Annotated in this window: 24 protein-coding genes; 13 read left to right on the top strand and 11 right to left on the bottom strand. The window is 40.6% G+C overall.

Annotation, left to right across the window (positions count from 1 at the left end):
- The 8 genes from IGJ45_RS00790 to IGJ45_RS00825 all read right to left on the bottom strand — a co-directional run bounded on the left by IGJ45_RS00790 (position 1) and on the right by IGJ45_RS00825 (position 7,304).
- Complete coding sequence (locus tag IGJ45_RS00790; RefSeq protein WP_000331160.1) at positions 1-2,448, bottom strand: ATP-binding protein; 2,448 nt, start codon at positions 2,446-2,448, stop codon at positions 1-3.
- Entirely contained in the window at positions 2,432-2,824 is a 393-nt protein-coding gene (locus IGJ45_RS00795) for a conjugal transfer protein (RefSeq protein ID WP_000723888.1), read from the bottom strand. The genes IGJ45_RS00790 and IGJ45_RS00795 overlap by 17 nt, the downstream gene beginning before the upstream one ends.
- Positions 2,825-2,912: 88 nt before the next feature.
- Complete coding sequence (locus IGJ45_RS00800) at positions 2,913-3,410, bottom strand: antirestriction protein ArdA (protein WP_000342539.1); 498 nt, start codon at positions 3,408-3,410, stop codon at positions 2,913-2,915.
- Positions 3,411-3,526: 116 nt separating this feature from the next.
- Positions 3,527-3,748 (bottom strand): hypothetical protein, encoded by a 222-nt coding sequence (locus IGJ45_RS00805; RefSeq protein ID WP_001009056.1) that lies wholly within the window; start codon positions 3,746-3,748, stop codon positions 3,527-3,529.
- Between the two features lie 42 nt (positions 3,749-3,790).
- Positions 3,791-4,996 (bottom strand): MobT family relaxase, encoded by a 1,206-nt coding sequence (mobT, locus tag IGJ45_RS00810; RefSeq protein WP_000398284.1) that lies wholly within the window; start codon positions 4,994-4,996, stop codon positions 3,791-3,793.
- A gap of 177 nt (positions 4,997-5,173) precedes the next feature.
- The gene (locus IGJ45_RS00815; RefSeq protein ID WP_000813488.1) at positions 5,174-6,559 is read right to left on the bottom strand and encodes an FtsK/SpoIIIE domain-containing protein; all 1,386 of its coding nucleotides are present in this window, start codon (positions 6,557-6,559) and stop codon (positions 5,174-5,176) included.
- A gap of 28 nt (positions 6,560-6,587) precedes the next feature.
- The gene (locus tag IGJ45_RS00820) at positions 6,588-6,974 is read right to left on the bottom strand and encodes a YdcP family protein (protein WP_000985015.1); all 387 of its coding nucleotides are present in this window, start codon (positions 6,972-6,974) and stop codon (positions 6,588-6,590) included.
- Positions 6,975-6,989: 15 nt separating this feature from the next.
- Entirely contained in the window at positions 6,990-7,304 is a 315-nt protein-coding gene (locus tag IGJ45_RS00825) for a YdcP family protein (RefSeq protein WP_000420682.1), read from the bottom strand.
- 495 nt (positions 7,305-7,799) lie between these two features.
- Here IGJ45_RS00825 and IGJ45_RS00830 point away from each other — a divergent pair, with 495 nt between their 5' ends.
- The 4 genes from IGJ45_RS00830 to IGJ45_RS00845 all read left to right on the top strand — a co-directional run bounded on the left by IGJ45_RS00830 (position 7,800) and on the right by IGJ45_RS00845 (position 11,611).
- Positions 7,800-9,080, top strand: coding sequence for a PTS sugar transporter subunit IIC (locus tag IGJ45_RS00830; protein ID WP_060815438.1), 1,281 nt, complete (start codon positions 7,800-7,802; stop codon positions 9,078-9,080).
- A 175-nt stretch (positions 9,081-9,255) separates the two neighbouring features.
- The gene (locus tag IGJ45_RS00835) at positions 9,256-9,996 is read left to right on the top strand and encodes a GntR family transcriptional regulator (protein WP_003129115.1); all 741 of its coding nucleotides are present in this window, start codon (positions 9,256-9,258) and stop codon (positions 9,994-9,996) included.
- A gap of 145 nt (positions 9,997-10,141) precedes the next feature.
- Positions 10,142-10,978: a glycosyltransferase family 8 protein gene (locus IGJ45_RS00840; RefSeq protein ID WP_113848969.1), complete on the top strand. Its 837-nt coding sequence runs from the start codon at positions 10,142-10,144 to the stop codon at positions 10,976-10,978.
- A 165-nt stretch (positions 10,979-11,143) separates the two neighbouring features.
- A complete protein-coding gene (locus tag IGJ45_RS00845) occupies positions 11,144-11,611 on the top strand; it encodes a TspO/MBR family protein (RefSeq protein ID WP_060815440.1) in 468 nt (155 codons plus the stop codon).
- Positions 11,612-11,653: 42 nt separating this feature from the next.
- On the opposite strand, the gene IGJ45_RS00850 is transcribed toward IGJ45_RS00845, so the two are convergent.
- Positions 11,654-13,459, bottom strand: a complete 1,806-nt coding sequence (locus tag IGJ45_RS00850; RefSeq protein ID WP_311828341.1) for a M3 family oligoendopeptidase — start codon at positions 13,457-13,459, stop codon at positions 11,654-11,656.
- A gap of 113 nt (positions 13,460-13,572) precedes the next feature.
- Here IGJ45_RS00850 and IGJ45_RS00855 point away from each other — a divergent pair, with 113 nt between their 5' ends.
- Positions 13,573-14,082, top strand: a complete 510-nt coding sequence (locus tag IGJ45_RS00855; RefSeq protein WP_003129119.1) for a VanZ family protein — start codon at positions 13,573-13,575, stop codon at positions 14,080-14,082.
- Positions 14,083-14,161: 79 nt separating this feature from the next.
- Positions 14,162-14,872, top strand: a complete 711-nt coding sequence (locus IGJ45_RS00860) for a YoaK family protein (RefSeq protein WP_003129120.1) — start codon at positions 14,162-14,164, stop codon at positions 14,870-14,872.
- A 45-nt stretch (positions 14,873-14,917) separates the two neighbouring features.
- Here the strand turns inward: IGJ45_RS00860 and IGJ45_RS00865 are convergent, their stop codons facing one another.
- Together IGJ45_RS00865 and IGJ45_RS00870 are read right to left on the bottom strand one after the other, a co-directional pair.
- Positions 14,918-16,315, bottom strand: coding sequence for a L,D-transpeptidase family protein (locus IGJ45_RS00865; protein ID WP_113848968.1), 1,398 nt, complete (start codon positions 16,313-16,315; stop codon positions 14,918-14,920).
- A 306-nt stretch (positions 16,316-16,621) separates the two neighbouring features.
- Positions 16,622-17,605 (bottom strand): L-lactate dehydrogenase, encoded by a 984-nt coding sequence (locus IGJ45_RS00870; RefSeq protein WP_060815444.1) that lies wholly within the window; start codon positions 17,603-17,605, stop codon positions 16,622-16,624.
- 322 nt (positions 17,606-17,927) lie between these two features.
- Between IGJ45_RS00870 and pth the strand changes: the two genes are divergently transcribed.
- The 7 genes from pth (at position 17,928) to tilS (ending at position 26,545) form a co-directional block, all read left to right on the top strand.
- Positions 17,928-18,488 carry an aminoacyl-tRNA hydrolase gene (pth, locus tag IGJ45_RS00875; RefSeq protein ID WP_003129124.1) on the top strand — a complete coding sequence of 187 codons (561 nt, stop codon included), beginning with the start codon at positions 17,928-17,930 and terminating at the stop codon, positions 18,486-18,488.
- Positions 18,489-18,499: 11 nt separating this feature from the next.
- Positions 18,500-22,021: a transcription-repair coupling factor gene (gene mfd, locus IGJ45_RS00880; protein ID WP_003129125.1), complete on the top strand. Its 3,522-nt coding sequence runs from the start codon at positions 18,500-18,502 to the stop codon at positions 22,019-22,021.
- A 19-nt stretch (positions 22,022-22,040) separates the two neighbouring features.
- Positions 22,041-23,645, top strand: a complete 1,605-nt coding sequence (locus IGJ45_RS00885; RefSeq protein WP_081131812.1) for a putative polysaccharide biosynthesis protein — start codon at positions 22,041-22,043, stop codon at positions 23,643-23,645.
- A complete protein-coding gene (locus tag IGJ45_RS00890) occupies positions 23,632-23,898 on the top strand; it encodes an RNA-binding S4 domain-containing protein (protein ID WP_005472932.1) in 267 nt (88 codons plus the stop codon). The genes IGJ45_RS00885 and IGJ45_RS00890 overlap by 14 nt, the downstream gene beginning before the upstream one ends.
- Positions 23,899-23,982: 84 nt before the next feature.
- Entirely contained in the window at positions 23,983-24,426 is a 444-nt protein-coding gene (locus tag IGJ45_RS00895; RefSeq protein WP_003129129.1) for an FtsB family cell division protein, read from the top strand.
- A gap of 72 nt (positions 24,427-24,498) precedes the next feature.
- Positions 24,499-24,942 carry a S1 domain-containing RNA-binding protein gene (locus tag IGJ45_RS00900; protein ID WP_005472931.1) on the top strand — a complete coding sequence of 148 codons (444 nt, stop codon included), beginning with the start codon at positions 24,499-24,501 and terminating at the stop codon, positions 24,940-24,942.
- A 217-nt stretch (positions 24,943-25,159) separates the two neighbouring features.
- Positions 25,160-26,545 (top strand): tRNA lysidine(34) synthetase TilS, encoded by a 1,386-nt coding sequence (tilS, locus tag IGJ45_RS00905; RefSeq protein WP_103300649.1) that lies wholly within the window; start codon positions 25,160-25,162, stop codon positions 26,543-26,545.
- Positions 26,546-26,563 lie beyond the last annotated feature (18 nt).

Raw genomic sequence — 26,563 nt, forward strand, 5'->3', positions numbered from 1 at the left:
TTACACCTCTTTTCGCACAGGTGGTCTGGTATCAAAGGCATGGAGCAGTTCTTCAAATACAGGGTGGAACTGTATCACACCGACACGACCATATAAATCACTGATAAGGCATTGCCCGTTTTCCAAATCACGCAATCGCTTCTGATTGTTTTCGTCCTCTGGGTCTACACCAAAAAAGGCTAAGGTCTTTTTAATCTCGTTAAGGTCAGTGGAACGAAATGCAAATTTTAAGCCGAGGTTATTTTTCAGTTTTTCATCTAAGAGGTCGTCTGTATTTTGGGTCACGAAATATACCCCAGCGTTCATAGCACGACCAGCCCGAACCAGCTTCATAGATAGTGTTTTTCCTTGTGCTACCTGTAAAAAGCTCCATGCTTCGTCTAAATCTACAATCTTGAAAATGCTTCGGTCTGTATGGATAAAGTCTAAAGCAAAGGTACTAATGACAATCAGCATAGCAACGGATAAAAGCTCCATAGTGGTATATTCCTCAAAGGAAGTTTCCTTGTCGGGAAGTACCAAGTCCGCAACCTGTATAATGTTCAGTTGTTTTTCTAAGCTGATAGACTGCTCCACATAACCATTACTGAATAATAAATGTGCAAAGTCATAGTCTGTAAAACTTTCGATATGGTCGGCTATACTGGTACTTAGTGGCGTATTCTCAACCCGTAATTCCTCAATCACTTTCATCAACCCTCGTACTTCACTATTGGTTACTGCACGAATGGCTTTTCTAAGGATTGGGAAGCGTTCCCCATCACGAGAGGAAATCCCCGTAAGGAATGTCAGAATATCAATAGCCAGTGATTCAGAATCTTTGGGATTTTTCATAATCACATAAGGGTCAAGTAAGCCTTTGTTTTTCTCATCAGAAGTCAGAGTGACGATATTGATTTCATGGGAAATCTCTGGCAAGGTTTCTTTCCATCTGCCACGTTCTGCTTTTGGGTCTACAATCACTGCTTGTGCCCCATAAAGCACCGCATAATAGACGATAAGGTTATTCGCAAAGGATTTACCACCACCCAGCGAACCAACAAAAGCCGACGCTAACGCATTGGTTACTGAACCCTTAACCCCTTGACTGGCAAGAGCAGGTTTCAGATAGACATTGCGTCCAGTATCTAAGCTGTAGCCAACATAAATCCCCTCATTTTCCCCCAGCATTTGAGTAGCACCAAAACCTAAACCAGCGAGGAAATCAGAGGTCACGTATTGAATATAATCATTCATATAACGCTTGCTGGCAGGTAAAAATTCTTCATGTAAGCCGAGCATATCCCCAAATGGTCGTACCAGTTTTACGCTTAAATCGTCATAAAAATCTTTCACTTCATTACAACGACGTTTGAGTTCGTCAAGATCATTTGCTGATACCCTTACCACATAAGACAGCTTGTACATAGATTCCTTGCTTTGGTCTAAATTGGTTTCCAGCTCATTCACACTTTCCAGAGCTTCCGCCACATTGGAGCTGGTTTCATTATCACTTTGCCAAGCGTGGTTATCCAAGTCTTTCAGTTCTTTCTTTTTATTGCGGACAGTAGATAGGGCTTTACGATTCGCTACAATTTCCACATTCATTGACGTATCAATCGGGAATGTAAATTGCTGTTGCTGGTAGTAGAAGATTTCAGAGGACGGGAAGTCCAGTTCTCCGACAATGCTGTTAATGGTAAAGTAAGCTACATAGACGGTTTCATCTTCCTGCTGGATTTTCAAATATCGCTGTTTTTCTTCCACCAAACAGCGAGTAGGCTTAATCAAGTCATAGTATTTAATCAGCGTTTCATTATCCAGCTTTTTCTTTGATAGATGGTACTCATACTCTTCATAGGCAGTGCCTGTCTGTCCGTAAAGGTGTTCAATCAGATAGCCGAAGTCGTCCTTATCTAACCTGCGGATTTTGAAACGACGAGAGATTTTATTTTCTAAGAGCTTTTCCATCTTCTGAAAACGCAGGATTTCATCATTACTCATACTAACAAAATCGCCCATCAGCTTATGGTTCACATCATAGACAAAATCAGACAAAGCATTTTTTGCTTCAACGGTAAGACTTTTCATAGAAAACTCCTGATCGTTGAGAAGCAACTTAAAGCCGATAAAGAAACGGTAGTTCACTTGATTTTCGCCAATCATGGATATTAAAGCGTCTGTCTGTTGGTCGATTTTGTCATAGGCAACCGCTTTGAGCTTGCCAGTGACTTCATTTTTGGAACGCTCTTGTGCAGAACGTATGCTGGATTCTGTACTGATTTGTAAAGCATGAATTTTGCCATCACGATTTTGTGCGATAAGCTGTCTGAAAGAATCATGCACTTGTATTTTCTGTTCTGGACTTAGAAATGAGTAATTGTAAGGAACAAGCTCATAGTAAGCATAACATTCCCCGTCTTTATTCCAGACGAGATTGTTTTCAATGTATTTAATTGGATATGCCATAAAATTCACTCCTAACTGCTGTAATGGCTTCTTGTGGCTGGTTTCTGCCAAGCGTTACTTTTTTTCCTGCATAGGTCAGCTTTGGTCGCAGTGCATAAGCAATGACAGACTTCAAAAATCCATAAGGCTTTTTACCATCAAAAGTTTTTGTAGACATAAACCATGTGAAAGCCACAGGAATCCCAAAGTATTTGAGAAATGCTCCCTCTATCATGGAAAGAGGGGGCAAGTTGCCAAGTATCATCACTGCAAAGAGTGACACGACAAACCATGTCATTTGCGTAAAGGTTATGGGAAACGGAAGTCTAAAATCATTGATAGAATACAGTACCTTTTCCACAGACCAGATACTGGTATAGCTTCGTATTTTCTTCATGTAATCAATCCTTTCATAAAAAATAGGGGTAGCTGATTGAGCCACCCCGTAAAATAGAAAATCTGCCAGTAGTAATGTACCGACAGATTTAATAGACGATTTCAAAAATCCCATGATTGGTTGAGATAAACGTTCCTGAAAGGTCTAAATCCCGACCATAGGCTTGATAATCAATATAGTTTTGAAGACTAGCTGGTACTTCGCCTAAAGCACCCGTTTCTTCAATGTAGTAGCGTGCCACGTCATACATATCATCACAATCGGAATGAATGATAATATCCTCTTGATGTTCGCTTAGTTCTTCAATGCTTGAAAAATGAGTGAGCAGAGCAGATAGCTCCGATTGTAATTCTTCGGGTAATTCCGATACCATTTCCCATAGTCGATTGAGTTCGCCAATGGAAGTGTATTCGTCAACCGTAAAGGGTAACTCGTAGTCATGAATGGCGTATTCCTCATATTCATCATTCAAGCCGATTTTCTCTTTGACTTCCTCAAAGTCAATGGGAAAGGTAAACCACGCACCGACCAATTCGCCCTCATTGTATTTGCCTAAATTCGCAATATAGACTTGCATATCGTCCATATATTCACGTCCTTTCTTTGTAGAGATTCAAAAATCCCTACCGCACTTCGTTTGGTGTACCATTCCTTTGCGGAACATAAGAAAACCACTTATATTCCACAAAAGAACGGTTTTATTTAAGCACCAATAATGCGATTGAATAGCTCTAGTAAAATGTCTTTTACTCCAGCAGCGTTGAAGACTAAGCCAACCGCAATAATCGCAATAATTAAAAAGCCAATCAGTTTGCTAAACTCACGCTTGAAGCCAAGATACAAGCCAATCACAACGATTGCTAAAAGCACCAGTGATTGAGCGTTTGATAGAAACCAGTTATAAAGGTTTTGTCCAAAATTCATAAAAATGTTCTCCTCTCTATATTCAATGAATTTGTATTTGAGTTATTTTTTTGTTGTTATCACGTCCTGTTCTTTTACTGACTGTTGCTTCAAAATCTGCTTGTGTCGGTCTGTCAGTTTCGCATGGTCGAGAATGTCTTTTACAACCTGCGTCTGGTTGATTTCATCAAGTTTAATCGCAACCTTTAAGGTCGGGGCAACTTGATGAGATAGCCAGTTCAGCGTCCTTTGGAAGGAGTAAGGCTCTGGTTTTGTGGTTAGTTTTAATCGTTCACGATTGTTCCCAATAAACCAAGCCCATTCTTCATTCAGTTTCCAATCAGAACGAGGTTTGGAATCGTCTTTATCTACAAAACGGATATACCGATTGATAATTTTAAAGGCGGTATGCTCTGGATTGTCATAGACGAGTAAATCACGGACTGCATAATAGGCACGCTCATTTTTCAATCGAATCTCAAAACGGTTTTTTACTTCTGCGTCTTCAATGGGAATATCATTTTTCTTGTACTGCTCGTAGTCCTTTTCATAGATACAGAAATAAACTTCACTTTGTAATGAACCGATATAGAGGGTGTTTCCCATACATTCCTTTTCCTCTTTGCGTACCAGTTCGCCACTGCGATAGCTTTTAAAACTGCGGAAGACGGAGATACATTCTTCCTGTTGGCACTTTTCAGTGAGTACAGGGATATTTAAAATCCCTGTCTTATCGTTAATGGCAAGGTCAAGGCGTTTCATCACACCGCCAGCCACCAAAACGTCCATAAAGAACTCATACCAGCTTCTTTGTTGTGCCAGAAGATAGCTTTCAAATTGTCTGCACCCACGACCTTTCAATTCCACCAGAACTCCTTTGTCCAGTTCATGGGAGCAAAGGACGAATATGTCGCCTAAAGCATAATGCTCTGAATAAGAATAGAAACCATAGTCCTCATGAAGAAAATAGGACAGTTTCAGTTGTAAGATGTTTTCGACCACCTGCTGTACGTCTGTTGTCGGAAAGCGAATTCTTACATAATCAAACAGCATTTCAAGGGGAGCGTCGGGATTGAAGCGTTCCAGAGCTTCCCAAAGGGACTGCTGTAAATCCTCTGATGGCTTGACTTTTCCTGTTTCAATATCGCTTAGATACTGCCTTGTAATACCAGTCGCAACAGCTAAACGGTTTTGAGATAGTCCATAAGCCAAGCGTTTTTCTTTTAAATGCTGTAACCAAGTTTGTTCATTCAGTAAAAATCCCTCCAATCAAAAAGGCGTATGTCAACTTTTAAAGCCCATTTGACATACGCTGAAATTTTGTAAATCCCTTGTAACCAAAGGATTTTCTAATGTTTTTTTGACTGTTTCCTGTCGATTTGTACCCCCCTGTTAGATACGGGGGGGTAAGTGCTGGCGTGGCTATTGCCACACCAGCCAGCAAGATCAGTCCACACCTGCGACTTCCGCTTCGCACGTCGCCTGCGTGGACTGTCTGCTGTTGGATAACTTTTTAATTTCCTCCAAGAAATCATATCCTTTTGGTACAAGGGGAGTATAAAACTCTGATATGACACTTGTTCCTACATCAACATAGCCACGACCTTTGATTCGCTTTAAGAAGAAATCCTTTTGTACGTCACTGCCAAACATCATGCCATAGCCCATTTCAGACATACGACCTAAAGCCACTCTGAAATTAAACTGATCACGGATTCCGTCGCCTAAATATTTTGCGTCTGGACGTTGACAAGCCAGTATTAGAAAGAAGCCAGCTTGACGACCTAACATGACAATCTGTTTCAGCTTATTCATAACTGCGGTGTTTTCTTTTGTTCCCAGCATTTCCATGAAAGCGACGTATTCATCAAAGATTAAGAAGTGTGCCGGGAGACCTAAGTAAGCATAATTTTTGCCAGTCTTATAGTTCTTCATCTGCTTCATTTCCTCACTACGTTTCATCATTTCTTCATAGAATGTTTCAATGCAAGAAAGCAAGTCTTCTTTTCTATAGTAGACATTTGCCATCACAGAACCTAAGTCCGCAAGATCAGCATTTTTCGGGTCAAGAATATACAGTTTTGAATCTGTATGAAGCAAGGCTTCAATCAGTGTCAGTATAAAGTAAGTTTTACCGCCACCTGTACCACCAGCAATCAACATATGAGGGAGCTTATCATATTCCCACCATACGTTTTTCATTAAGCGAAGTTTACCATCTTTAGCTTCTACTTCATCAATAGAAATACGACTGGCTATGGTGTCATAGAGCAAAGTATATTCCACATAGGAATCCTTTAACTCTTTATCCGTCAGCTCACAGTACAAGCCACTCTCTAATTTCTTTTCCAAGTGTAAGAGTTGGTCTTGATATTTTCCCAGCGTGATTTCCACCCGTATCTGTATCAAGCCATTTTTAAGTCGATAATACATTTTAGGGAAGTAGGTTATCTTTTCCTTTGTACGACCAGCACTATCTTTAAAGAAACCCTCTGTTTTGACCTGTTCAGATTCATACCACTTGTTTTCAAGTATCATCTTTGCCAGTTTTTGACGGTGGTAAAGTTGTTTAACCGTATCATAGCGAACCCGTTTGAATACAAACGCTACCAGCAAGCAGATAAGAATTGCGACACTGAAACTGATAATTAAATAGGGAATGTCAATCTTATCTGCTTGTGATAGGTTAAAATCCTGCCAGTTGATCTGCTGGATTGTCTTCACATGAAACAGTCCGACAACCAGCAGGAAAACAGGCAGGAGTGACGCTATCGTAAAATGAAAGACTAAATCTTTACCAGATGGGCGAATCCTTTTACCACGCTGTTTCATGCGAAAAAGTCTCCTTTCTACCTAGCGACTATTTGTCTTGTGTCGGTTCTTTCTTTGCTTGTGGTTGAGCTTTGAATGAACTAGAATCCTTTGTCAGCACAATATCGTCTGCCTTGATATACCAGTCAACATCTGCTCCTTGATAGGTGGCAGTAGCAACGGTGTCCGCAATGGGATTGATAAGTTCCACCCGTGCGTTATAATCAAACTCTTTCAAAGGCACGCTGGCAGGAATACTTACTTGAATCATGCGTCCTTGTCCTTTGGATTTTAAGTCATAGGTACGTTCCTTGATTTCATCTGAAACCGACCCGTCTTCATTTTGGATTCTCACTTCACGACGTAGAGCAGAGAATTTCAATTCTCCAAAAGTCGTGTCTTTATCTAATACAATGCCATTTGCTAATCTCATCATTTTTCCTCTCTTTCTTTATTCTTTTATCATGTCGTCAGCATGTAAAAGGTAATTTGTAAAACCACGAGTGCCGATTTTGTAGCCCTCTGCGGTAATACGTGGATTGACTAACTTCACACGTTCCTCAAAGCCGAAATGTTTTTCGCCAGCTTCAGCAGGAAGCACCACCACAATATCATCTGCTCTTTGAACATCAGAATAGAGATTATAGCTTCTTGATAAGACAGTTAGCCGTCCGTTGATTCTTCGCTGAACGACTTTATCCTCGCCAGCAAATTCTAAATTGCCGAATGTTTTTTCCATGTTGGGAATCACAAATTTAAGTTCCATATTTTTACCTATCCTTTCTTTTTTATTGGCTGAATGAATGTTTGATGGTCTTAAAGAGTGGGGAACGACCTTTTGATTCTTGATTTTTTGTTTTCATAAGTTCACTTCCTTTCAAAATCGGGTAAAAAAATAGACACCTCATTTTTTGAAGTGTCTACCTATTAAATATTCAAATTTTATTGGAAGTATCTTTATATCTTCACTTTTCAAGGATAAATCGTCGTATCAAAGCTCATTCATAAGTAGTAAATTAGTAGTAAATTGAGTGGTTTTGACCTTGATAAAGTGTGATAAGTCCAGTTTTTATGCGGATAACTAGATTTTTATGCTATTTTTATAATAAAAAATGGTGCTGTCTATAGCAAAAGAATAGGACTGTATAATCCATGCTCAGTTTTATAACTAAAAAGACTAGACTTATAAATGTAAGCGTGGTATTCTATAGAGGAAATCGGTTTCACTAAATTATAGGATGGTTTTTGAAAGGAGAAAAAAATGAATAAGTTTATCGCGTTTATGGAGAAGCATTTTATTCCTATTGCTTCCAAAATCGGTTCACAACGTCATCTAGTTGCGATTCGTGACGGTTTTATCGTAACGATGCCATTGATGATCTTGGGATCTTTTGGGGTATTGATCAATAATTTGCCTATTCCAGCTTATATTGATTTTATGAACGGTATTTTTGGTGAAGGCACCTGGCAAGCATTTGGCAATAATTTATCTGCAGGTACATTTTCTATTTTAGCTTTATTGATTGCATTCACAGTTTCTTATAACTTGGCCAAGAGCTATGACCAAGATGCATTAGGAGCAGGAGCAATTTCAGTTGCCAGCTTTTTTGCATTAGGTGCAATGGCCACAGATGCTGATGGTTTGCTGACAGCTGCGGGTCTTGGTTCACAAGGATTATTTTTGGCATTGATCGTTGCTATTATTTCTACTGAGATCTTCCGTCGTTTGGCAGGCAATCCTCGTCTAGTGATCAACATGCCTGATGGTGTACCACCTGCAGTTTCTCGTTCTTTTGCAGCGCTGTTCCCAGCAATGATCACTATTTCGATTTTTGCATTGTTCACAGCAATCTTCCAAGCATTTGGTGTATCAAGTTTGGTTCTATCTTTCTATGAGCTTGTGCAACAACCATTCATGGGATTGGCAAACTCTTATCCAGCTGCATTGCTACTAGGGTTCATTTCTGCTTTCCTTTGGTTCTTTGGTTTGCATGGTGCAAATATCATCGATCCATTTATGCAAACGATTAACATTCCAGCTATCGAAGCGAATACGAAAGCGCTTGAAGCAGGAGACAAATTGCCGTATATTGTAAATAAGCCGTTTTTTGATTCATTTGTTAATATAGGTGGTACCGGTGCAACATTAGGCTTATTGATCGCAATTTTCTTGGTTGCTCGTCATCATAAAGCCTATATGACTGTAGCGAAATTATCATTGGCTCCAGGGGTATTTATGATCAATGAACCAGTGATGTTTGGATTGCCAGTCGTGTTGAATCCAATTTTGTTCATCCCTTATGTTTTGACACCACTTGTATTAGTTTCAACTGCATATTTTGCCACAGCAACAGGACTGGTACCAGCATGTACCGTTATTGCGCCTTGGACAACACCACCGATCATTGGTGGGATCTTATCAACACAAAGCATTGCTGGCGGAATCTTAGCTGCAGTTAATTTGATTATCTCGATCGTGATCTATCTTCCATTCGTGAAGATGGCACAGATCCAAGAAAATCGTCGTCTGAAAGAAATCTAACCGATCAAAATTAGGCTGGGACATAAGTCAGAACAAGACGAAACTACCCGAACGAATGAAAATGACAATCCTGTTGCTTTAGTTGCTAGTTGGTGGCTAAAGCAACAGGATGGGTAGTCGTCTTTGTTGCTTATGCCGCAGTCTTTTTTAATTAATAGGATGTGAGGTGAATGTTGTGCCAAAGTATGTTGAGATAGCAGATGTCCTTCGAAAAAGAATCAAAGATGGAACTTATCCCAAAGAGAGCTTTCTGCCGCATCAAACGGAGTTAGTAAAAGAATTTGGTGTCAGTCGCATGACCATTAAGAATGCCATCAATATTTTGATCATGGAGGGACTGTTGCTTTCGAAACGAGGATCTGGGACGAAAGTGTTGAACCATTCTTTTTGGGATCGTGACACGTCTTCTGTAAACGAATACAAAGGACTTAGTTACCAGATGAAAATGCAAAAAAGAGATTTGCAAAGTCAGGTAATTACCTTCGAAGTCTGTTTCCCAGATAGCAGAGTACAAGAGATGTTGAAGGTCGCTGCGGAAGAGCCGGTGTATCATGTGATTCGTTTGCGAATATTAGATGGGCAACCTTATATTTTGGAACATTCGTTTATGCCAGTAGATTTAGTGACGGGATTAACGAAAGAAATCTTGCATCGATCGGTATATGATTATTTGTTAGAAGAGTTGAATTATAAGTTTGCCGGTGCTTATCGGACATTTCAAGCAGCGAAAAGTGATGAGTATGATCGTCAATATTTGAAGTGTCAATCGGATGATCCAGTTTTGGAATTAGAGCAGATTATTTATTTAGAATCGGGAAGACCGATCGATTATTCAAGAAGCCGAAATCGGTATGATGTTCGCGGGTATTCCATGTTAGACATGAAACCAGATCTTTTAAATCATCGAAAACCATAACGACCAAAGTACTCGCTGCTTTGGTTTTTTTGTTTTTGATGGCCGAATGGTTTGTTTTCGTATAGATTCTGAGAATCAGGTATACTAATAGTACGAAGATAGATACAAGCAGTTTTCAATGATTGCTTAAGGAGTGAAGAAAAGTATGAACCTGCTGTTTGCGATTGACGATACGTTTGTAGAACAATTAAAAACAACCCTCTATTCAATTTGGTTGCACACATCGGCAAGCCGATTGGATGCATTTGTTTTACAAGAGAAGGAACTTGCTCAGACAGAGGAATTGAATCAATTTTGTCATGGACTGGGAATTGTCTACCATCCAGTCATTATCGGTACAGGATCTATTTTTAAACAAGCCCCTGTCAGTGATCGTTATCCAGAGTCGATCTATTACCGGTTATTGGCCCAAAATTATTTGCCGAAAGATCTAGATAAGGTCTTATATTTAGACGCAGACATATTGTGTATCAACGATTTGCAGCCGCTATATGAATTACCGCTTGAAGATCATCTTTATGCGGCAGCAAGCCATTCAAAATTAACAGAGGTTACGACAGTCATCAATAAAGTGCGTCTCAAAAATTATGAGTCTGAAGGATATTTCAATTCGGGCGTTTTGCTGATGAATCTGACTCAGTTACGTCAAGAAGTAAAAGAAAAAGAAATTGCGGCATTTATTCAGAAGAATCAATTGAATTTATTTTTACCGGATCAAGATATTCTAAATGGGCTGTATGGGGATCGGATCTTGGGAATTCCAGACCAACTATATAATTATGATGTAAGAAAAAACCGTACATATGAAACGATCAGCCTAGGACACTGGGACTTAGACTGGGTCATCAATCATACTGTATTGCTGCATTTTTGTGGTAAAGACAAGCCTTGGAAGAAAGGGTACAAGAGCCGTTATGGTTCGCTTTATAAATATGTTGCCCAACAACAAAGCAAGTATAGCAGGTCGTTATTAGACAACTAGAGCTGAAATCGACCAACGATCTCTTTGAGACGAGCATTACTTTTTTGAAATGAAGGTAGGAATGATACCATAATATTAGAAACTAAAGCAAAAGCAGCAAACCGTTGCTAGATTCATTTAACCGAGTAGCGGAAGAAAAGTGGAGAACGAAAGGGAGCGATAGAAATGAAATTTTTGCTTTGGCTTGTTTGTGTGGTAGGAATCGAGATTACTGGGATTATTTCCAGCTTGTTCGCGGGTGATATTGCTGCGACGTATGCCCAAATGGACAAACCGTTTTTGGCACCTCCAGGAGGGATTATTGGTATCGTTTGGACGATTTTATATGCCTTTATGGGGACAGCTTTGTTTTTACTCATCATTGCGAAAGTAAATCCAGCATTTAAGAAACAAGCCTATATCTTCTTTGGTATCCAGCAAGTGTTGAACTTTTTGTGGAGTATTGTCTTTTTTGGCTGGAATCTTTATTGGGTAGGAACAGTGGTTATCGTCTTATTGGTTTTGACAGTCATCGTCTGTATGTTTTTATTTGCCCGAATCGATAAAAGAGCCACCTATCTTTTTGTACCTTATCTGATTTGGTGTCTCTATGCGGGGTATTTAACTATCGGATTAACACTATTAAATAGTTGATAGTAACAAAAAACAAGCGCAGAAATCTGCGCTTGTTTTTTGTTATAAATATTCCTCTGTCAACTCCATGAAGGTATCGATATCTTGTAAGACCCGATCGATTCCGGCTTGCCAGAAATCAGGTTTTGTCAGATCAACGCCTAAATGTTTTTGGGCCAATTCTTCCGTCGGCATAGAAGCTGTGTCTTGTAACAAAGCAATATATTCTTCTTCAAAACTCGTCCCTTTTTGGTTGGCATAAGCATAGATTCCCATGCTGAAAAGATAGCCAAATGTGTAAGGAAAGTTATAGAAAGGAACATCATCAATAAAGAAATGTAGTTTTGCCGCCCAGAAATGTGGGTGATAGCTAGCTAATCCATCGGCGTAACTTTCTTTTTGTGCAGCCACCATCATTTCTGTGATTTGTTCAGCAGAAACCAGCCCTTTTTGCCGTGCTTGGTAAAAATTGTTTTCAAAAATAAAGCGGGCATGGATATTCATGAACATGGCAATGGCATTTTGCATTTTGGCATCTAACAAATTGATTTTTTCTTCTTTTGTTTTTGCTTCTTTCAATGTTGCATCAGCAACGATTAGTTCGGCAAAGGTACTTGCAGTTTCAGCCACATTCATCGCATAATCCTGATTAAGCTGCGGCAAGTCCCAAAGAACACTACTATGGAAAGCATGACCTAACTCATGCGCCAAAGTGGCTACCTCATTGACGGAATTACTATAAGTCATGAAAATACGTGATTCTCTTGTTTCAGGCAGACTTGTACAATAACCGCCAGGACGTTTGCCAGGACGATCTTCTGCTTCGATCCAACTTTTTTCAAAGGCTTCTTGCGCAAAATCAGCCATTTTGGGACTGAATTTTTTAAAGTTTTCTAAAATGAAAGCAGCTGCTTCATCGAATGTATAGGTACGTTCCTTCATTTCACCTAAAATGATCGGAGCATCTTGATCCTGCCACTCCATTTTTTCTTTTCCGAATAATTGGGCTTTTCGTGTCAAAAAGTCCACGATCGGTTGTTTGTTCTTCTGGATCGTTCCCCACATTGCGTCTAATGTCGCTTTTTGCAGGCGATTATACTCGAGAGGCTCCTTCAGATAGTCATCTACACCGTGCAGTTTGTAATTGGAGAGACGGAATCCATCCAGATGATTCAATGTATCGGCAAATAAATCTTCTTTTTCTCCCCAAGCTTTTTCCCACTCCGCAAATAGTTGAGCACGAACTTCAGGATCTGGGTCACCCATCATTTTGTTGAAAGCTTGACCAGCTGAAAGAGTAATCGTTGTTCCATCCGACCGGGTAAATGGAATCGCAATCGAAGCAACAATCGTATCATAATGCTGACTCCAAGCATTTAGTCCGTCTAAAGAAAGTGTGTTAATAATCGTTTCTTCTGCTTCCGACAAAAGCTCCTTGCCGTCGCGACGAATTTCGCTCAAACGAAAGGCGATAGTCGCAAAGGGTTCTTCTTTCAATAGTGTCTCCCAGTATTCATCAGAAATTTCTGTCAATTTTTTCGAAAAAACTGTTTCGGCTGCTTGTAGCATTGGCAATTTGGCATAGAGATCGCCCGAAAGTAATTTTGCCTGATTGTCATTAACGTTGGCAGATAGCAATGCATTGATAAAGCTGCTGCACTGAGAAAATCCTTTACTGATTGTTTCGGACAATGATAATAATTCAGCTAATTCCTCTGGTTGAGAGGCATTGTCGGGTTGCCACGCATCTACTTTTGTGCGATAAGTTTTGATTTGTGCATCTAGTTGGGACATTCGTTCTTGCAGTTGGGTAGACGTGCTGCCGCCTGAAAAAATCGAATCAAGGTCCCAGTTGAGAGAATAAGTCATCTTGGGTGTTGCTCCTTTCGTTTATCAGATGGTAATAAGTATAGCACACCCTTCGAAAAGTAGTTGCAGAGAATACTGAAAATGGTAAGATTAGAAAATGAGGGGCTGAGATGATGAAAAAAATGTGGAAAGAACCAAATTTTTATTTCACGATTGCGGTAGCTGTGATGGTGATTTTATTTATTAGTTCGTCACAAACTTATGAACAACAATCACAAGTCGGTTTGCTTTCTCGCCTGTTAAAAGAAGAGCCATTGAAAGAATGGTTGAGCAAATTCGCTTTCTCTTATGCAGGATCTGAAATCAGTATTGCCGAAAAAGGTTATTTTTCTTTTGTGGAATTTTTTATTCGTAAAGGGGCTCATTTCTTTACTTACTTTGTATTAGGAGGTAGCTTATTTCTATCATTGAGCTATCGAAAAATTCCCTATTGGCTGTCAGCTTTCTTTGGCTGGTTGGCAGCAACAGGGTATGCAGGGATGGATGAGTACCATCAAATGTTGACCGGTGGCCGTACACCTTTGTTCCAAGATGTCATGCTCGATTCAGCTGGAGCACTGACAGCTGTCTTGCTTAGTTGGGGGATTCTTAGTTGGCAAAAGCGAGGCAAGAAAAGAAAATGAGATTATTTTTTAACAGCAACCATAACTAAAATGCAATCAATCAGCTAGAAATAGTAAAGTAAAGATAGAGGCGGAAAAGATGCAAGCAGATCACAGCAGTAAAATAAATGATCCGAATAGACGACAACCGGATATCGTGGTGCATGAAAGTCTACCAGTAGGAGTTGCCTTAGCAATGGCAGGGGGATTCTTAGACGCATATACTTATCTCTTTCATGGAGAAGTGTTTGCCAGTATGCAATCAGGAAATGTCATTTTGTTAGGAATCAATTTGGCATCTGGAGAGTTTGGACAGGCTGCCAGATATTTACCGCCAATTTTGCTGTTTTTGATAGGGATCATAGTGACTAATGGCTTGCAGCATCGTTTCCCAACAGGTGGTAGAATTGTTTGGCAAAATGTAGCCCTCTTCTTTGAAGCACTTGGTATTTTTCTTTTAGGATTTTTTGCTCAGACATTGCCAAATGTCTTTGTGGATTCTGGACTTTCTTTTTTTGCAGCCATCCAATATGCTTCTTATCGCAGATTAGCTGGAATGCCCTATGCAACGACGATGACGACCGGAAATTTGCGTTCAATGGCGGATTATCTTTATCAGCGTTTCTTCAAAAAAGATGCTACTGTAGATTATAAGATCAAGTATATCGCGATGATTATCGGAGGATTTTTCTTCGGGGCAGTCAGCAGCAGTTTATTAGGTATGTTTCTTTTTCACCGAACGATTTGGGTCGTATCGGGCATATTACTTTTTGTACTGACGATTACGATCAGAAACCAGAATCGGGTATAAAAAAGGACGGAGAAATAATTCTCCGTCCTTTTTGGATTATATAGATTAAATAACGATAACAGGCGTTCCTACTTCTACCATACCAAATAATTCTTTCATCACACCTGGTGGAGTATTGACACATCCGTGAGACCCGCGGGTCTTCCATAAATCACCACCATATTCTGGTTGCCAATCTGAATCATGAATCCCAACGCCGGTCCAATCAATAGGCATCCAGTAGTCAACAGGAGAAGAATAATCTTCGCCGGTCAATGTAGCATTCCGTTCTTTGTTCCAAACGTAAAATACACCTGTAGGAGTGGGTGATTTAGGTTTTCCAGAAATGATGTCTGTTTCAAGAGCGACTGCACCGTCTTTGTAATACCACATATGTTGATTTTTTAAATCAACTTCGATATAAGTGTTTCCAAACAGTGGACCACTTGGATCTGCACTACCCAAGACCACTGGGGAACGAGTAAAGTCTTCTCCAGTCTTTAAGGCTTCGATCAATGCACTTGTTTCAGAATCAGTTTGGATCGTCCAACTTAGTGTCCCAGCTGGTACGGATACCTCGCCTTGTTTCGTGCTTTTGAACGTAGAAGCATTGGTGCTTGTGTTGTATTGGTTCCCTAGGTCTGCTACATAATTCCGTACTTTTTCTTCATCAATCGTGGTTTTTCCATCTTTATAAGAGAGCCAATCCATGATTGTTGCGGTCGGAATCTGGAAAGTTGAGCCATTGATGGAATAATTAGCATTTACTTGAGCAATTTTATTCAATGATTCCATTTCTTTTGCTAGTTCTTTGTCATCAGAAGTAACGCTAGGTTTCTTTTGATACGCAGTCAAATCCAATTCACTTTCACCGCTAGTAATTGCTTTTTGTAAATCCGCGACAGTTTGTTCGACGTCAATGGCATCACCAACAACTTCTGGTTCAATCGAGAAGCCATCATCTCCTTTTTTCAATGTGGCATCTTTAGAAGCGGTCCGACCTTCATTTAAGGTTTCCAAAGCCTCTTTGATTGTGGCTGTTTCACTTGTCAACTTTTGTTGATCAACAGAAACGGTACCTAGTTTTTTATCTTCTGCAGCAGATACATAGGCCATTCCCCATGTCCACTGGTTTTGTTCATCTTTCAAATCTTCCAATTCTTTTGTAAAATCCGTTTGCAAACCAAATTGAGCCAAATTGATGGTTTTCCAATCCGTATTGCCTTCTTTGATTGTAAAAGACTGTTTGCTGTAACGGTCATGCAACAAATCATTGGCTTCAGCGACCGTTTTATTGCTGATGTCAATATCATCGATCGAGGTATTTGGCAAGAAACGGTCTTGATAATATGTACTTCGATAAGTGTATCCGCCCGCAATCACGACTAGAACGGCAGCGATAGCGATCAAAACGATCTTTTTCGTCTTACTCTGAGTATGTGTGTGTTTGTTGGATCGTGTCATTTAAAGGCTCCTTTTATGATGATTTAAAAATGATAGATCGGCTAAATCATACCATATTCTACAAGAAAAGCGAATTGATTAAGTGAAAGTTCCATGAAAAAATAGAGAATTCTTAAATTATAAAAAGAGTCTGCTCATAGGACAGCAACCAAGAAGTGATTCAACGAAAGCTGCTGTGTGATAAAAGCACAGCAGCTTTACGCAATATTCTTTGGATCAAAGTACACGAAGCATCTTGATTCAAAGGATCTCTTTCTTGTTCGGTCTTATGTTACAGACTCTTGTAAGTGGCTTATAGCAATCGTTTTATTGATTGTCTTCCGCATCTAGTTTCGCAAAAGCTTCATCTAGAATGTCTTTCAATTGTTTTGCAGAAGCAGTCATTCGATCTTGTTCTCCATCCGTCAATGGAATTTCGATTACTTTTTGGATTCCTTGGGCATTAATGATAGCAGGGGCACCGATATAAATATCTTTTAATCCGTATTCGCCATTCATAAAGACAGAAAGCGGCAGTACTGCATTTTCATCATCCAAAATGGCACGAGTGATACGAGCCAAGGCAACAGCGATACCATAGAAAGTAGCACCTTTTTTCTCAATGATTGTGTAAGCTGCATCACGAACACTGAAGAACAAGTTAACCATTGCTTCTTCATCAATATCGGGGTTGTTTTTGACCCATTCATAAATTTGCAATCCGGCAACATTTGCATGAGACCAAACTGGGAATTCTGAATCGCCATGTTCCCCTAAAATATAAGCATGGACATTACGTGCATCAACATCGATCAACTCAGCTAACGCTTGACGGAAACGAGCAGAATCTAGTGAAGTTCCTGAACCGATTACGCGCTCTTTTGGAAAACCTGAGAATTTCCATGTTGAGTAGGTAAGAATATCTACTGGATTTGCAGCGACAAGGAAGATACCGTTAAATCCTGAATCAACGATTTGTGTAACTACTTCACGATTGATTTTTAAGTTTTTGTGGACTAGATCCAAGCGAGTTTCGCCAGGTTTTTGTGGCGCACCAGCTGTGATCACCACGACATCGGCGTCATGTGCATCTGCATAAGTGGCAGCATAGATTTTTTTGGGTGAGGTAAATGCTAACGCATGAGATAAGTCGATAGCATCTCCTTCTGTTTTTGCTGTATTTATATCAATGATCCCTATTTCTTGAGCAATATTTTGAGTGACTAACGCAAATGCATAACTGGAACCAACCGCACCGTCTCCAACAAGGATTATCTTTTGGTGATCTTTTTTATTTGTCTTAGCAGTCATTTGTGTATCATTCCTTCCGCATATTTGTTTTACTAGGTAATATCCTAACACTTTCAAGCGATTTTGTCATGTGATTTGCTCAACAATGTTACAGATATTTTTGCTGTTTCATTTGTAAATGCTTTCTTTGTTATCCTGTAGGAATTAGGATAAATCAAGGTTTCTAATGATTTTTTTAAGAAAGAGAAATTCTGAGCAAAGGAAAGACACGGTAACAGTCCGTTATGTGTTATAATCGTAGTGAACGTTTTTACTGGGCAGAATTATCGTGCCCAGTATTTTGTGGTGGTAATTTTTTTGAAAAAATGGAGCGGATCAAAAAATGAAAATGATTATAGGTCTGGGAAATCCAGGCAAAAAATACGAAAAAACAAAACACAATGTTGGGTTTATGGTAGTCGATGCGTTAGCGGAGAAATACCAAGCTACTTTTAAATCATCAGCTTTTGAAGCAGAAATTGCTGAATTTTTTATGAACGGTGAAAAAATCATGTTGGTCAAACCTCAGACTTTCATGAATGAATCGGGCCGGGCAGTAGGGCCTTTAATGACTTATTATGGAGTTTATCCTGAAGAGATCGTGGTTATCTATGATGATCTTGATTTAGCGTTAGGCAAAATTCGTTTGCGGCAAAAAGGCAGTGCGGGGGGGCATAACGGGATGAAAAGCTTGATTTCCCATCTTGGTACATCTGTATTTGATCGCATCAAAGTAGGGATCGATCGACCACAGCCAGGCCGGACAGTGGTCGATCACGTTCTAAGTCCTTTTGCTAAAGAAGACCAGCCGATGATTCTGCAAAGCTTGGATAAAGCAGCAGCAGCAAGTATCGATTACTTGACCACCGGTGATTTTCTTGCCACAATGAATCGATTTAATTAAGGAGGACCTGTATGGATCTGATTGAACTAATAAATAAGGTGCCGCAAGTCGCTGCCTGGCACCAACAATTAACGGATCACGCATCTCGGCAGCTATTGACTGGCTTAGCAGGTTCCGCAAAAACATTAGCTTTTGCCGGAGCTTATCAGAAATTTGATCGGCAAGTCATTGTTGTTACACCAAATCTTTATTATACCAATCAAGTTGCCGAAGATTTGCGGAATATTATTGACGACGTGTATGTCTTTCCGGTGGATGAAGTGTTGTCGGCCGAAATGGCGTTTGCTTCACCAGAAGCTCGAGCGGAGCGAGTGACAGCATTGAATGCTGTCGCTACCGGAAAAAAAGGAATTTACGTCATGCCGATCGCTGCATTGCGGAAATATCTGCCTGCTAAAGATACTTGGCTGAACTACCAATTTTCTTGGCATGTGGGGGATGAGATCAATTTAGATCAGTTGCCGCAGCAATTGGTATTGATGGGGTATGAGCGGCAATCAATGATTGGCAAACCTGGTGAATTTAGTATTCGTGGAAGCATTTTGGATATTTATCCTTTGAAAGCTGAATATCCGGTGCGGATCGAGCTTTTCGATGTGGAGATCGACTCGATGCGCTCTTTTGACGTGGAAACACAGCGTTCAGTAGAAACGTTGTCAGAAGTAACGATTGTTCCCACAACAGAATTAGTGTTTTCGCCAGCTGATTTAGCTCATGGACAAAAAGTTCTGCAAGAGTTGCTGAAGAAACGGCTCGCTGTAGTGAAAGAGACCACAGATAAAAACTTTTTAGAAGATTATTTTGGTCAATTAGCATCGGCTTGGCAAAGTGGCATACCTGACGAGAATGCTCGTTATTATGCGGATCTTTTGTATCAGCAACCGACGAGCATTTTGGATTATTTTTCAAAAGATGCACTGCTGATGATCGATGATTATGCTCGTATTATGGAGACAAACCGCGAGATTGAACGAGAAGAAGCTGAGTGGCATACACAAAAAATTGCAGAACTTCGCGTTTTTTCTGAGCAATCTTTCGGGCAAGATGTCCAGCAGCTGATTCAAAAAGAACAATTTTCTACAAGTTTCTTCTCGCTTTTTCAAAAGGGGATGGGAAATCTTCGTTTTCAAGCGATCCACAATTTTCAATATCGACCAATGCAACAATTTTTCAGCCAAATGGGTTTGCTGAAAGTTGAAGTAGATCGCTGGGAGAAACAACAACAAACGGTTGTCTTTTTAGTAAGTGATTCAGAACGAGCAAAAAAATTGGAACAAGATTTTCGTGATCACTCCATTTACGCAGTACAAACCACAGCAGATCGACTCTTTACAGGTCGAACGCAAATCGTTGTAGAAACACTGCAAAGCGGGTTTGAAATGCCCCAAGATAAGTTGGTCATTGTCACAGAAAAGGAAATCTTCCAAAAAATCAACAAGAAACGTACGCGGCGTCAAAATGTGACCAATGCGGAGCGATTGAAGAGTTACAATGAATTAAAAGCCGGCGACTATGTCGTCCATGCGAATCACGGGATTGGTAAATACATTGGTATGGAAACGCTGGAAGTAGATGGTGTACACCAAGACTACATGACCATCCTCTACCAAAATGATGATAAGCTGTTTATTCCAGTTACCCAGTTGAATCTGATTCAAAAATATGTTGCCTCTGAATCTAAAACGCCAAAGATCAATAAATTAGGCGGCAGTGAGTGGGCGAAAACGAAACGAAAAGTTTCAGCAAAAATCGAGGACATTGCAGATGATCTCATTCTTTTATACGCAAAACGCGAATCGGAGAAAGGTTACGCGTTTCAGCCTGATGATGGCTATCAAAAAGAATTTGAAGATGCCTTTCCTTACTCTGAGACGGATGATCAATTACGCAGCACTGCGGAGATCAAACGTGATATGGAAAAAGAAAAACCAATGGATCGCTTATTAGTCGGAGATGTTGGCTTTGGGAAGACAGAAGTGGCATTGCGGGCGGCTTTCAAGGCCATCAAAGAGAGTAAGCAAGTAGCCTTTCTGGTGCCGACAACGATTTTAGCACAACAGCATTATGAAACAATGCTGGATCGCTTTGAAGGGTTTCCAGTCAATGTTGGTTTGTTAAGCCGTTTTCGAACGAAGAAACAGCAAACGGAAACGATCGAGCAAGTGAAAAAGGGCCAAATTGATATTTTAGTTGGCACGCATCGCCTGCTGTCTAAAGATGTAGAGTTTGCAGATCTGGGATTATTGGTGATCGATGAGGAACAGCGTTTTGGCGTCAAACACAAAGAGCGCTTGAAACAATTACGCTCGCAAGTCGATGTTCTTACATTGACGGCTACCCCGATTCCCCGGACACTGCATATGTCCATGTTGGGGGTGCGGGATCTTTCTGTGATTGAAACGCCACCGGAAAATCGCTATCCTATTCAAACTTATGTGATGGAAATGAATCCAGGTGCAGTTCGAGAAGCTATTTTGCGGGAGATGGCACGGGGAGGACAAGTTTTTTATCTCTATAATCGAGTAGATACGATTGAACGTAAAGTCGAAGAGCTCCAAGCGTTAGTTCCAGATGCGCGTATTGGGTATGCCCATGGGCAGATGACAGAAATCCAGCTAGAAAACACATTGTTTGATTTTATCGAAGGACAATACGATGTGTTGGTGACAACCACGATCATCGAAACTGGGGTCGACATTCCGAACGCCAATACATTATTTGTAGAAAATGCGGATTACATGGGCTTGTCTACTCTTTATCAATTGCGAGGTCGTGTCGGTCGAAGCAATCGTGTTGCGTATGCTTATTTTATGTACGAACAGCAAAAAATTTTGAACGAAGTCAGTGAAAAGCGGCTCCAGGCAATCAAAGACTTTACAGAATTAGGTTCCGGATTTAAAATCGCGATGCGTGATCTTTCGATTCGAGGTGCAGGAAATCTCTTGGGGGCGCAACAGCACGGATTTATTGATGCTGTTGGGTTTGATATGTACTCTCAAATGCTGTCAGAATCCGTGGCGCGTAAACAAGGGAAAAATACACAAGCGGAGAAAACAACGGTTGAGATCGATCTTGGCATCGATGCGTATCTGCCAACTTCTTATATAGAAGATGAACGGCAAAAAATTGAAATTTATAAACGCATCCGTGAATTGGATTCTCAAGAAGCGGTGGATGAGCTGCAGGATGATCTGCTTGATCGCTTTGGAGAATATCCGGTCGAAGTGGCTCACCTATTAACTGTCGGAGAAATCAAAATGAATGGGGATCGGGCATTGTTAGATACGATCCGTAAACAGCAGCAAACAGTGATCCTAACGTTAAGTAAAGTTGGCACCAAAAACTATTCTGTCGAACAGCTGTTTGAAGCGTTGAAAGCGACCAAGCTTAAAGCGACGATGGGTGTCGATCACGAGCAGATGACAATCAAACTTCAGATTCCTGCTGTGATGAAAGAAAGCACTTGGCTGTTAGAGATTCAAGATTTTGTCAAAGCGCTACGGGAACAAAAATACGTGTTACAAGAAAATTAGTTATAAAGGGGCGGAGAAGATGCCAAAGTCACAATTAAAACGGACGATGGAAGGAGCATTTATTTTAACGATTGCTTCTTTCATTGCCAAGGTGTTAAGTGCGGTTTACCGCGTCCCTTTCCAAAACTTAGTTGGTGACGAAGGGTTTTACGTCTATCAGCAAGTCTATCCAATCTATGGATTAGCTATGACATTGGCTTTATCTGGGTTGCCGCAATTTATTTCGCGCGTGATCGCCGAACAACCTGATCCTCAGAAGCAGCGTGCCCAGATCCAAGTCATCTATCCGTATGTTTTTTGGACAGCGATTGGACTATGGGCAACGACGTTTTTCTTTGCCGATGTTATCGCTCGGGTCATGGGAGACGCAGGACTGGCATCTTTGATCCGCGTGGTATCCTTTACATTCCTCTTTGTACCACCCCTGACTTTTTATCGTGGGAGTTTCCAAGGAAATTTACAGATGGTACCGACGGCAGTTTCTCAAGTAGTAGAACAGCTCCTTCGAGTCGGAGTGATTTTAGTAGCGGCCAGTTTTTTTCATCTCTTCTCATGGGATGTTTATCAGACAGGGACTTTGGCAATGTCCGGCGCATTGATTGGCGGACTTGCAGCGTGGGGGATTTTAAGCTATTATAGTCGGAAAATCACCGGTCGGTCGTTAGCGATCCCCACAAAAACTATGCCTACCGCACATGCTCCTTCCTTGCGTCGCCGTTTTTTGATTGAAGGGGGACTGTTGACTATTTACAGCGGTTTTTTGATTTTGTTTCAGTTGGCAGATTCCTTTTTGATGACGAACTCACTTGAAGCCAGCGGTTTGACGGAACAAAGTGCCCGCATTGCAAAAGGGATCTATGACCGAGGACAGCCATTGGTTCAGTTAGGTCTCGTGGTAGCGATGGCTCTAAGTTCGACTTTCTTGCCAACATTGACGAAATATCTGACAGTCAAAAATCAGCACTTGTTTGAAAAATCAGCTAAGATGTACTTGCGGTTGACTTTAGGGATTGCCAGTGCTTCTGCAGTTGGCTTGGCTATCCTGCTTCCTTATATCAACTTCGCTCTTTTTAAAGATGGTGCCGGTAACAGTGCGTTGGTCTTATTTGTTTTTGCGGTCGCTTTGATGGCTGCAATCCAAGCGTATCAAAGCATCCAACAAAGCCGGAACCAATTCCGTGTAGGGATTTATGCAGCAGGATGCGGCCTTTTGCTTAAAGGTTTGCTGACGTGGCCCTTGACCTATCTTTTAGGAACAACTGGTGCAAGTTTGAGTACCCTTTTAGGTTTGATCGGTACTTTAATCTATTTTGTGTTTTCTGAGAAAAAAGCATTGAACAGCTTTTGGACAGAGCAAGGGTATGGCAAAAAACTCCTGCTTTGTTTAGGGATCATGGCTTGCGCACTGTTTTTATATTATGGTGTGATCACTCTGTTGAGTGGAGGTCCAGTGACGAAAAGACTGCAAGCGCTGATTTTTTGCCTTGGAGGGGTCTTTTTTGGCGGGACAGTTTTCATTATAATGGCTCTCAAAGTTAAATTATTAACGATTCGAGAATGGCTGCTCGTTCCGTTTGGAAAAAAATTGTTGAAATTAAGAGGTGGAAAAAATGAGATTAGATAAATTTTTAAAAATATCCCGGATTATCAAACGTAGATCTGTTGCAAAAGAAGTAGCAGATAAAGGGCGTATCCAAATCAATGGCAAATTGGCAAAATCCAGCAGTGATATCAAAGTTGGCGATACGGTGCGTATTCAGTTTGGAAATAAAGTATTAGAAATAAAAGTACAAGAATTGCACGAATCAACTAAAAAAGAAGATGCAGCTAAAATGTACGAGATCCTCAAAGAAGAACGTATCTCAGAAAATGCTTGATTTTTGTCCCATTTTCAGTTAGACAACTTTTGTGGATGTTGGTATAATGGAAAAAACAATCACAGTGACAGGAGCGAGGTCAGCGTGGATAAAGAGCCAAACAAACAAATAGAACTATTGCAGACCGAGTATGCCAAAGAGCAATTTGCCAAGTTCGAAAAAGAACGACGACAAGTGGTCTTTCGTCGACGTCGACTTGTAGCTGTTTTTGTTGCAGCGCTAGTGATTTTTGCAATCGTAGGTATTCAAATGTTCAATGATCAAATGCGTCTGCAAAAATTACAAGAGTATAAAGCAGAAACAGTAGCAAAACAAGAAGCAGCGGACAAAAAAGTGACACAACTTAAGCGAGATGTGGCACTGTTGCAAGATGACGAATACGTTGCAAAATTAGCTCGCAGTAGATTCTTTTATTCAAAGAAAAATGAAAAGATCTACCCTGTCTTGCCGGATGCTTCTGATTCAAAAACAGAAACAAGCGGTGATGAGGCAAATGCTAGTGATACAAAGACAAGTGATTCGGAATAAACAAGGTCATACCTACTCATCGCAGTAGTTGAAATGATTAAATGGGTAAAAATTAGGAGGAACATTTTTTATATGTCAATCGAAGTTGGAGCGAAACTAAAGGGCAAAGTGTCTGGTATTACAAATTTTGGTGCGTTCATTGATCTTGGTGAGGGGAAAACTGGTTTGGTACATATCAGCGAAGTATCAAATGGGTTTGTGAAAGACATTCATGACGTGTTGTCTATTGGCGATGAAGTAACCGTTGTTGTGACGGCAATCGGCAATGATGGAAAAATCGGGCTATCGATCCGTAAAGCAGAAGCAAAGCCGGAAGAAAAACGTGATTTTCCTAAAAAAGAATTCAATCGGTCAAGTCCGAAGAAATCTTTTTCACGCAATCAACCGACGAACGTAAATAAACAAGACTTCGATTCATTGATGAGTTCTTTTCTAAAAGATAGTGATGATCGTTTATCTTCATTACGACGTAATACGGAAGGTAAACGCGGCGGCCGTGGCGGTCGACGTAACTAAACAGGATGAGCAAGTTGTCAAAAGAATTTGTGACGTAACGATAAGTATTTCAAAAAATATCCGAACTATATCCGATTACTCCTACCATGTAGTAGGCTTTCGCCGTGGAGCACGGCGTTTTGGAATCGGCATAGTTCGGATATTTCTCTTTCTTAGCAATAGACAGTCATTTTTAGTTTGAAGTTAAGTATAGAAGCAAGAGACACGGAGGGATAGAATGCTTAAGCAAAAAGTCTATCATGCAATCAAAGCCGATGGATGGGTAGAGGATGCTACTTGTTTGCTTGCTGTTTCGACAGGCGTGGATTCAATGGTTTTACTCCATGTGATCGAAGAGTTGTTTCAGCAAGGAACATTTGGCGTGGCTCATGTCAATCATAATCTGCGGGAAGCTTCAGACGACGAAGCAGCGTTCCTGAAGGACTATTGTCAAACGCGCGGGATTCCATATTATGAACGAGTTTGGCAAGATCCGCCCCAAAATGGCATCGAAGCGGCCGCTAGAGAGTTCCGCTATCGTTTTTTTGCAGAAACGATGACTCTTCAGAGTTATGATTGGTTATTAACCGCTCATCATGCAGATGACCAGATGGAAACGATGCTGATGAAGATGGTCCGAGAGGGACGCTTGCAAAACGCTTCGGGAATCAAGCGCAAGCAACCTTTTGGTAACGGTTATTTGATCCGTCCCTTCCTAACGATCGCCAAAGAGGAGATTAGAGACTATGCAAGAAGGAGAGGGATCGCTTATTTCGAAGATGAAACGAATCAGCAAACGCTGTTTCAAAGAAATCGCCTGCGTCATCAAGCGGTCCCTCTGCTGAAAGCAGAGAACCCGAGAGCTCTTGATCATTTTCAGCAGCTTTCTCAAGAGATGATCTATGCTGACCAATTGATCAAAAAGCAGCAAGCAGATTGGCTCGCCACGATACTTCATGAGGAAGCTGAAGGCTATTTTTTAAACTTGGATGAATTGGCTGCGTTTACCGCAGCAGAACGCTATTACTTTTTTGAAGGTTTGCTACAGAAAGTTTCCCATGATAAAGGAATCTCGTACAATACTAAACAACGAGAGCAGTTGCTGTATCTGCTAGAACATAATCCCAGTCAGTGGATAATCGATTTAAATCAAGACTGGCAGATTGTTCGAGTTTATGATCAGTTGAAAGTCACTGCTGTTAAAAAAGGCTCTCACCTCCAAACGCAGGTAGATGAGACGCATTTTGTTCTAAAAAAAGGTGAAAGTTTCTTTTTGTCGGACCATGAATGGATCGGCTACATTCCAAGTGACGCCCAAGTTCCAGAAAAAGTCATGGATTGGTCAGAGATTTCACAAATTTTACCGATACAATATCCTGCGACAGTTTTTTTGCGGAAGCGAAAACCAGGGGATCGGTTACAGCTGAAACCAGGTCTTACGAAAAAAATCAGGCGTTTCTTTATCGATGAGAAGATTTCGAATGAAAAGCGTGCTGCTAGTTGGGTCCTGACAGACGCTCAAGAGAATGTATTGGCACTTTTGCCTTATCTATTTTCCTATTTGAGTATTGAGCAAGAAACTGATAAAATACACTACATACTTCTTTATAAATATCGGAAGTAAGAGTTGGAAGGAGAACTT

It is taken from the genome of Enterococcus sp. DIV0574, assembly GCF_051711125.1.
GTDB lineage: Bacteria > Bacillota > Bacilli > Lactobacillales > Enterococcaceae > Enterococcus_D > Enterococcus_D gallinarum.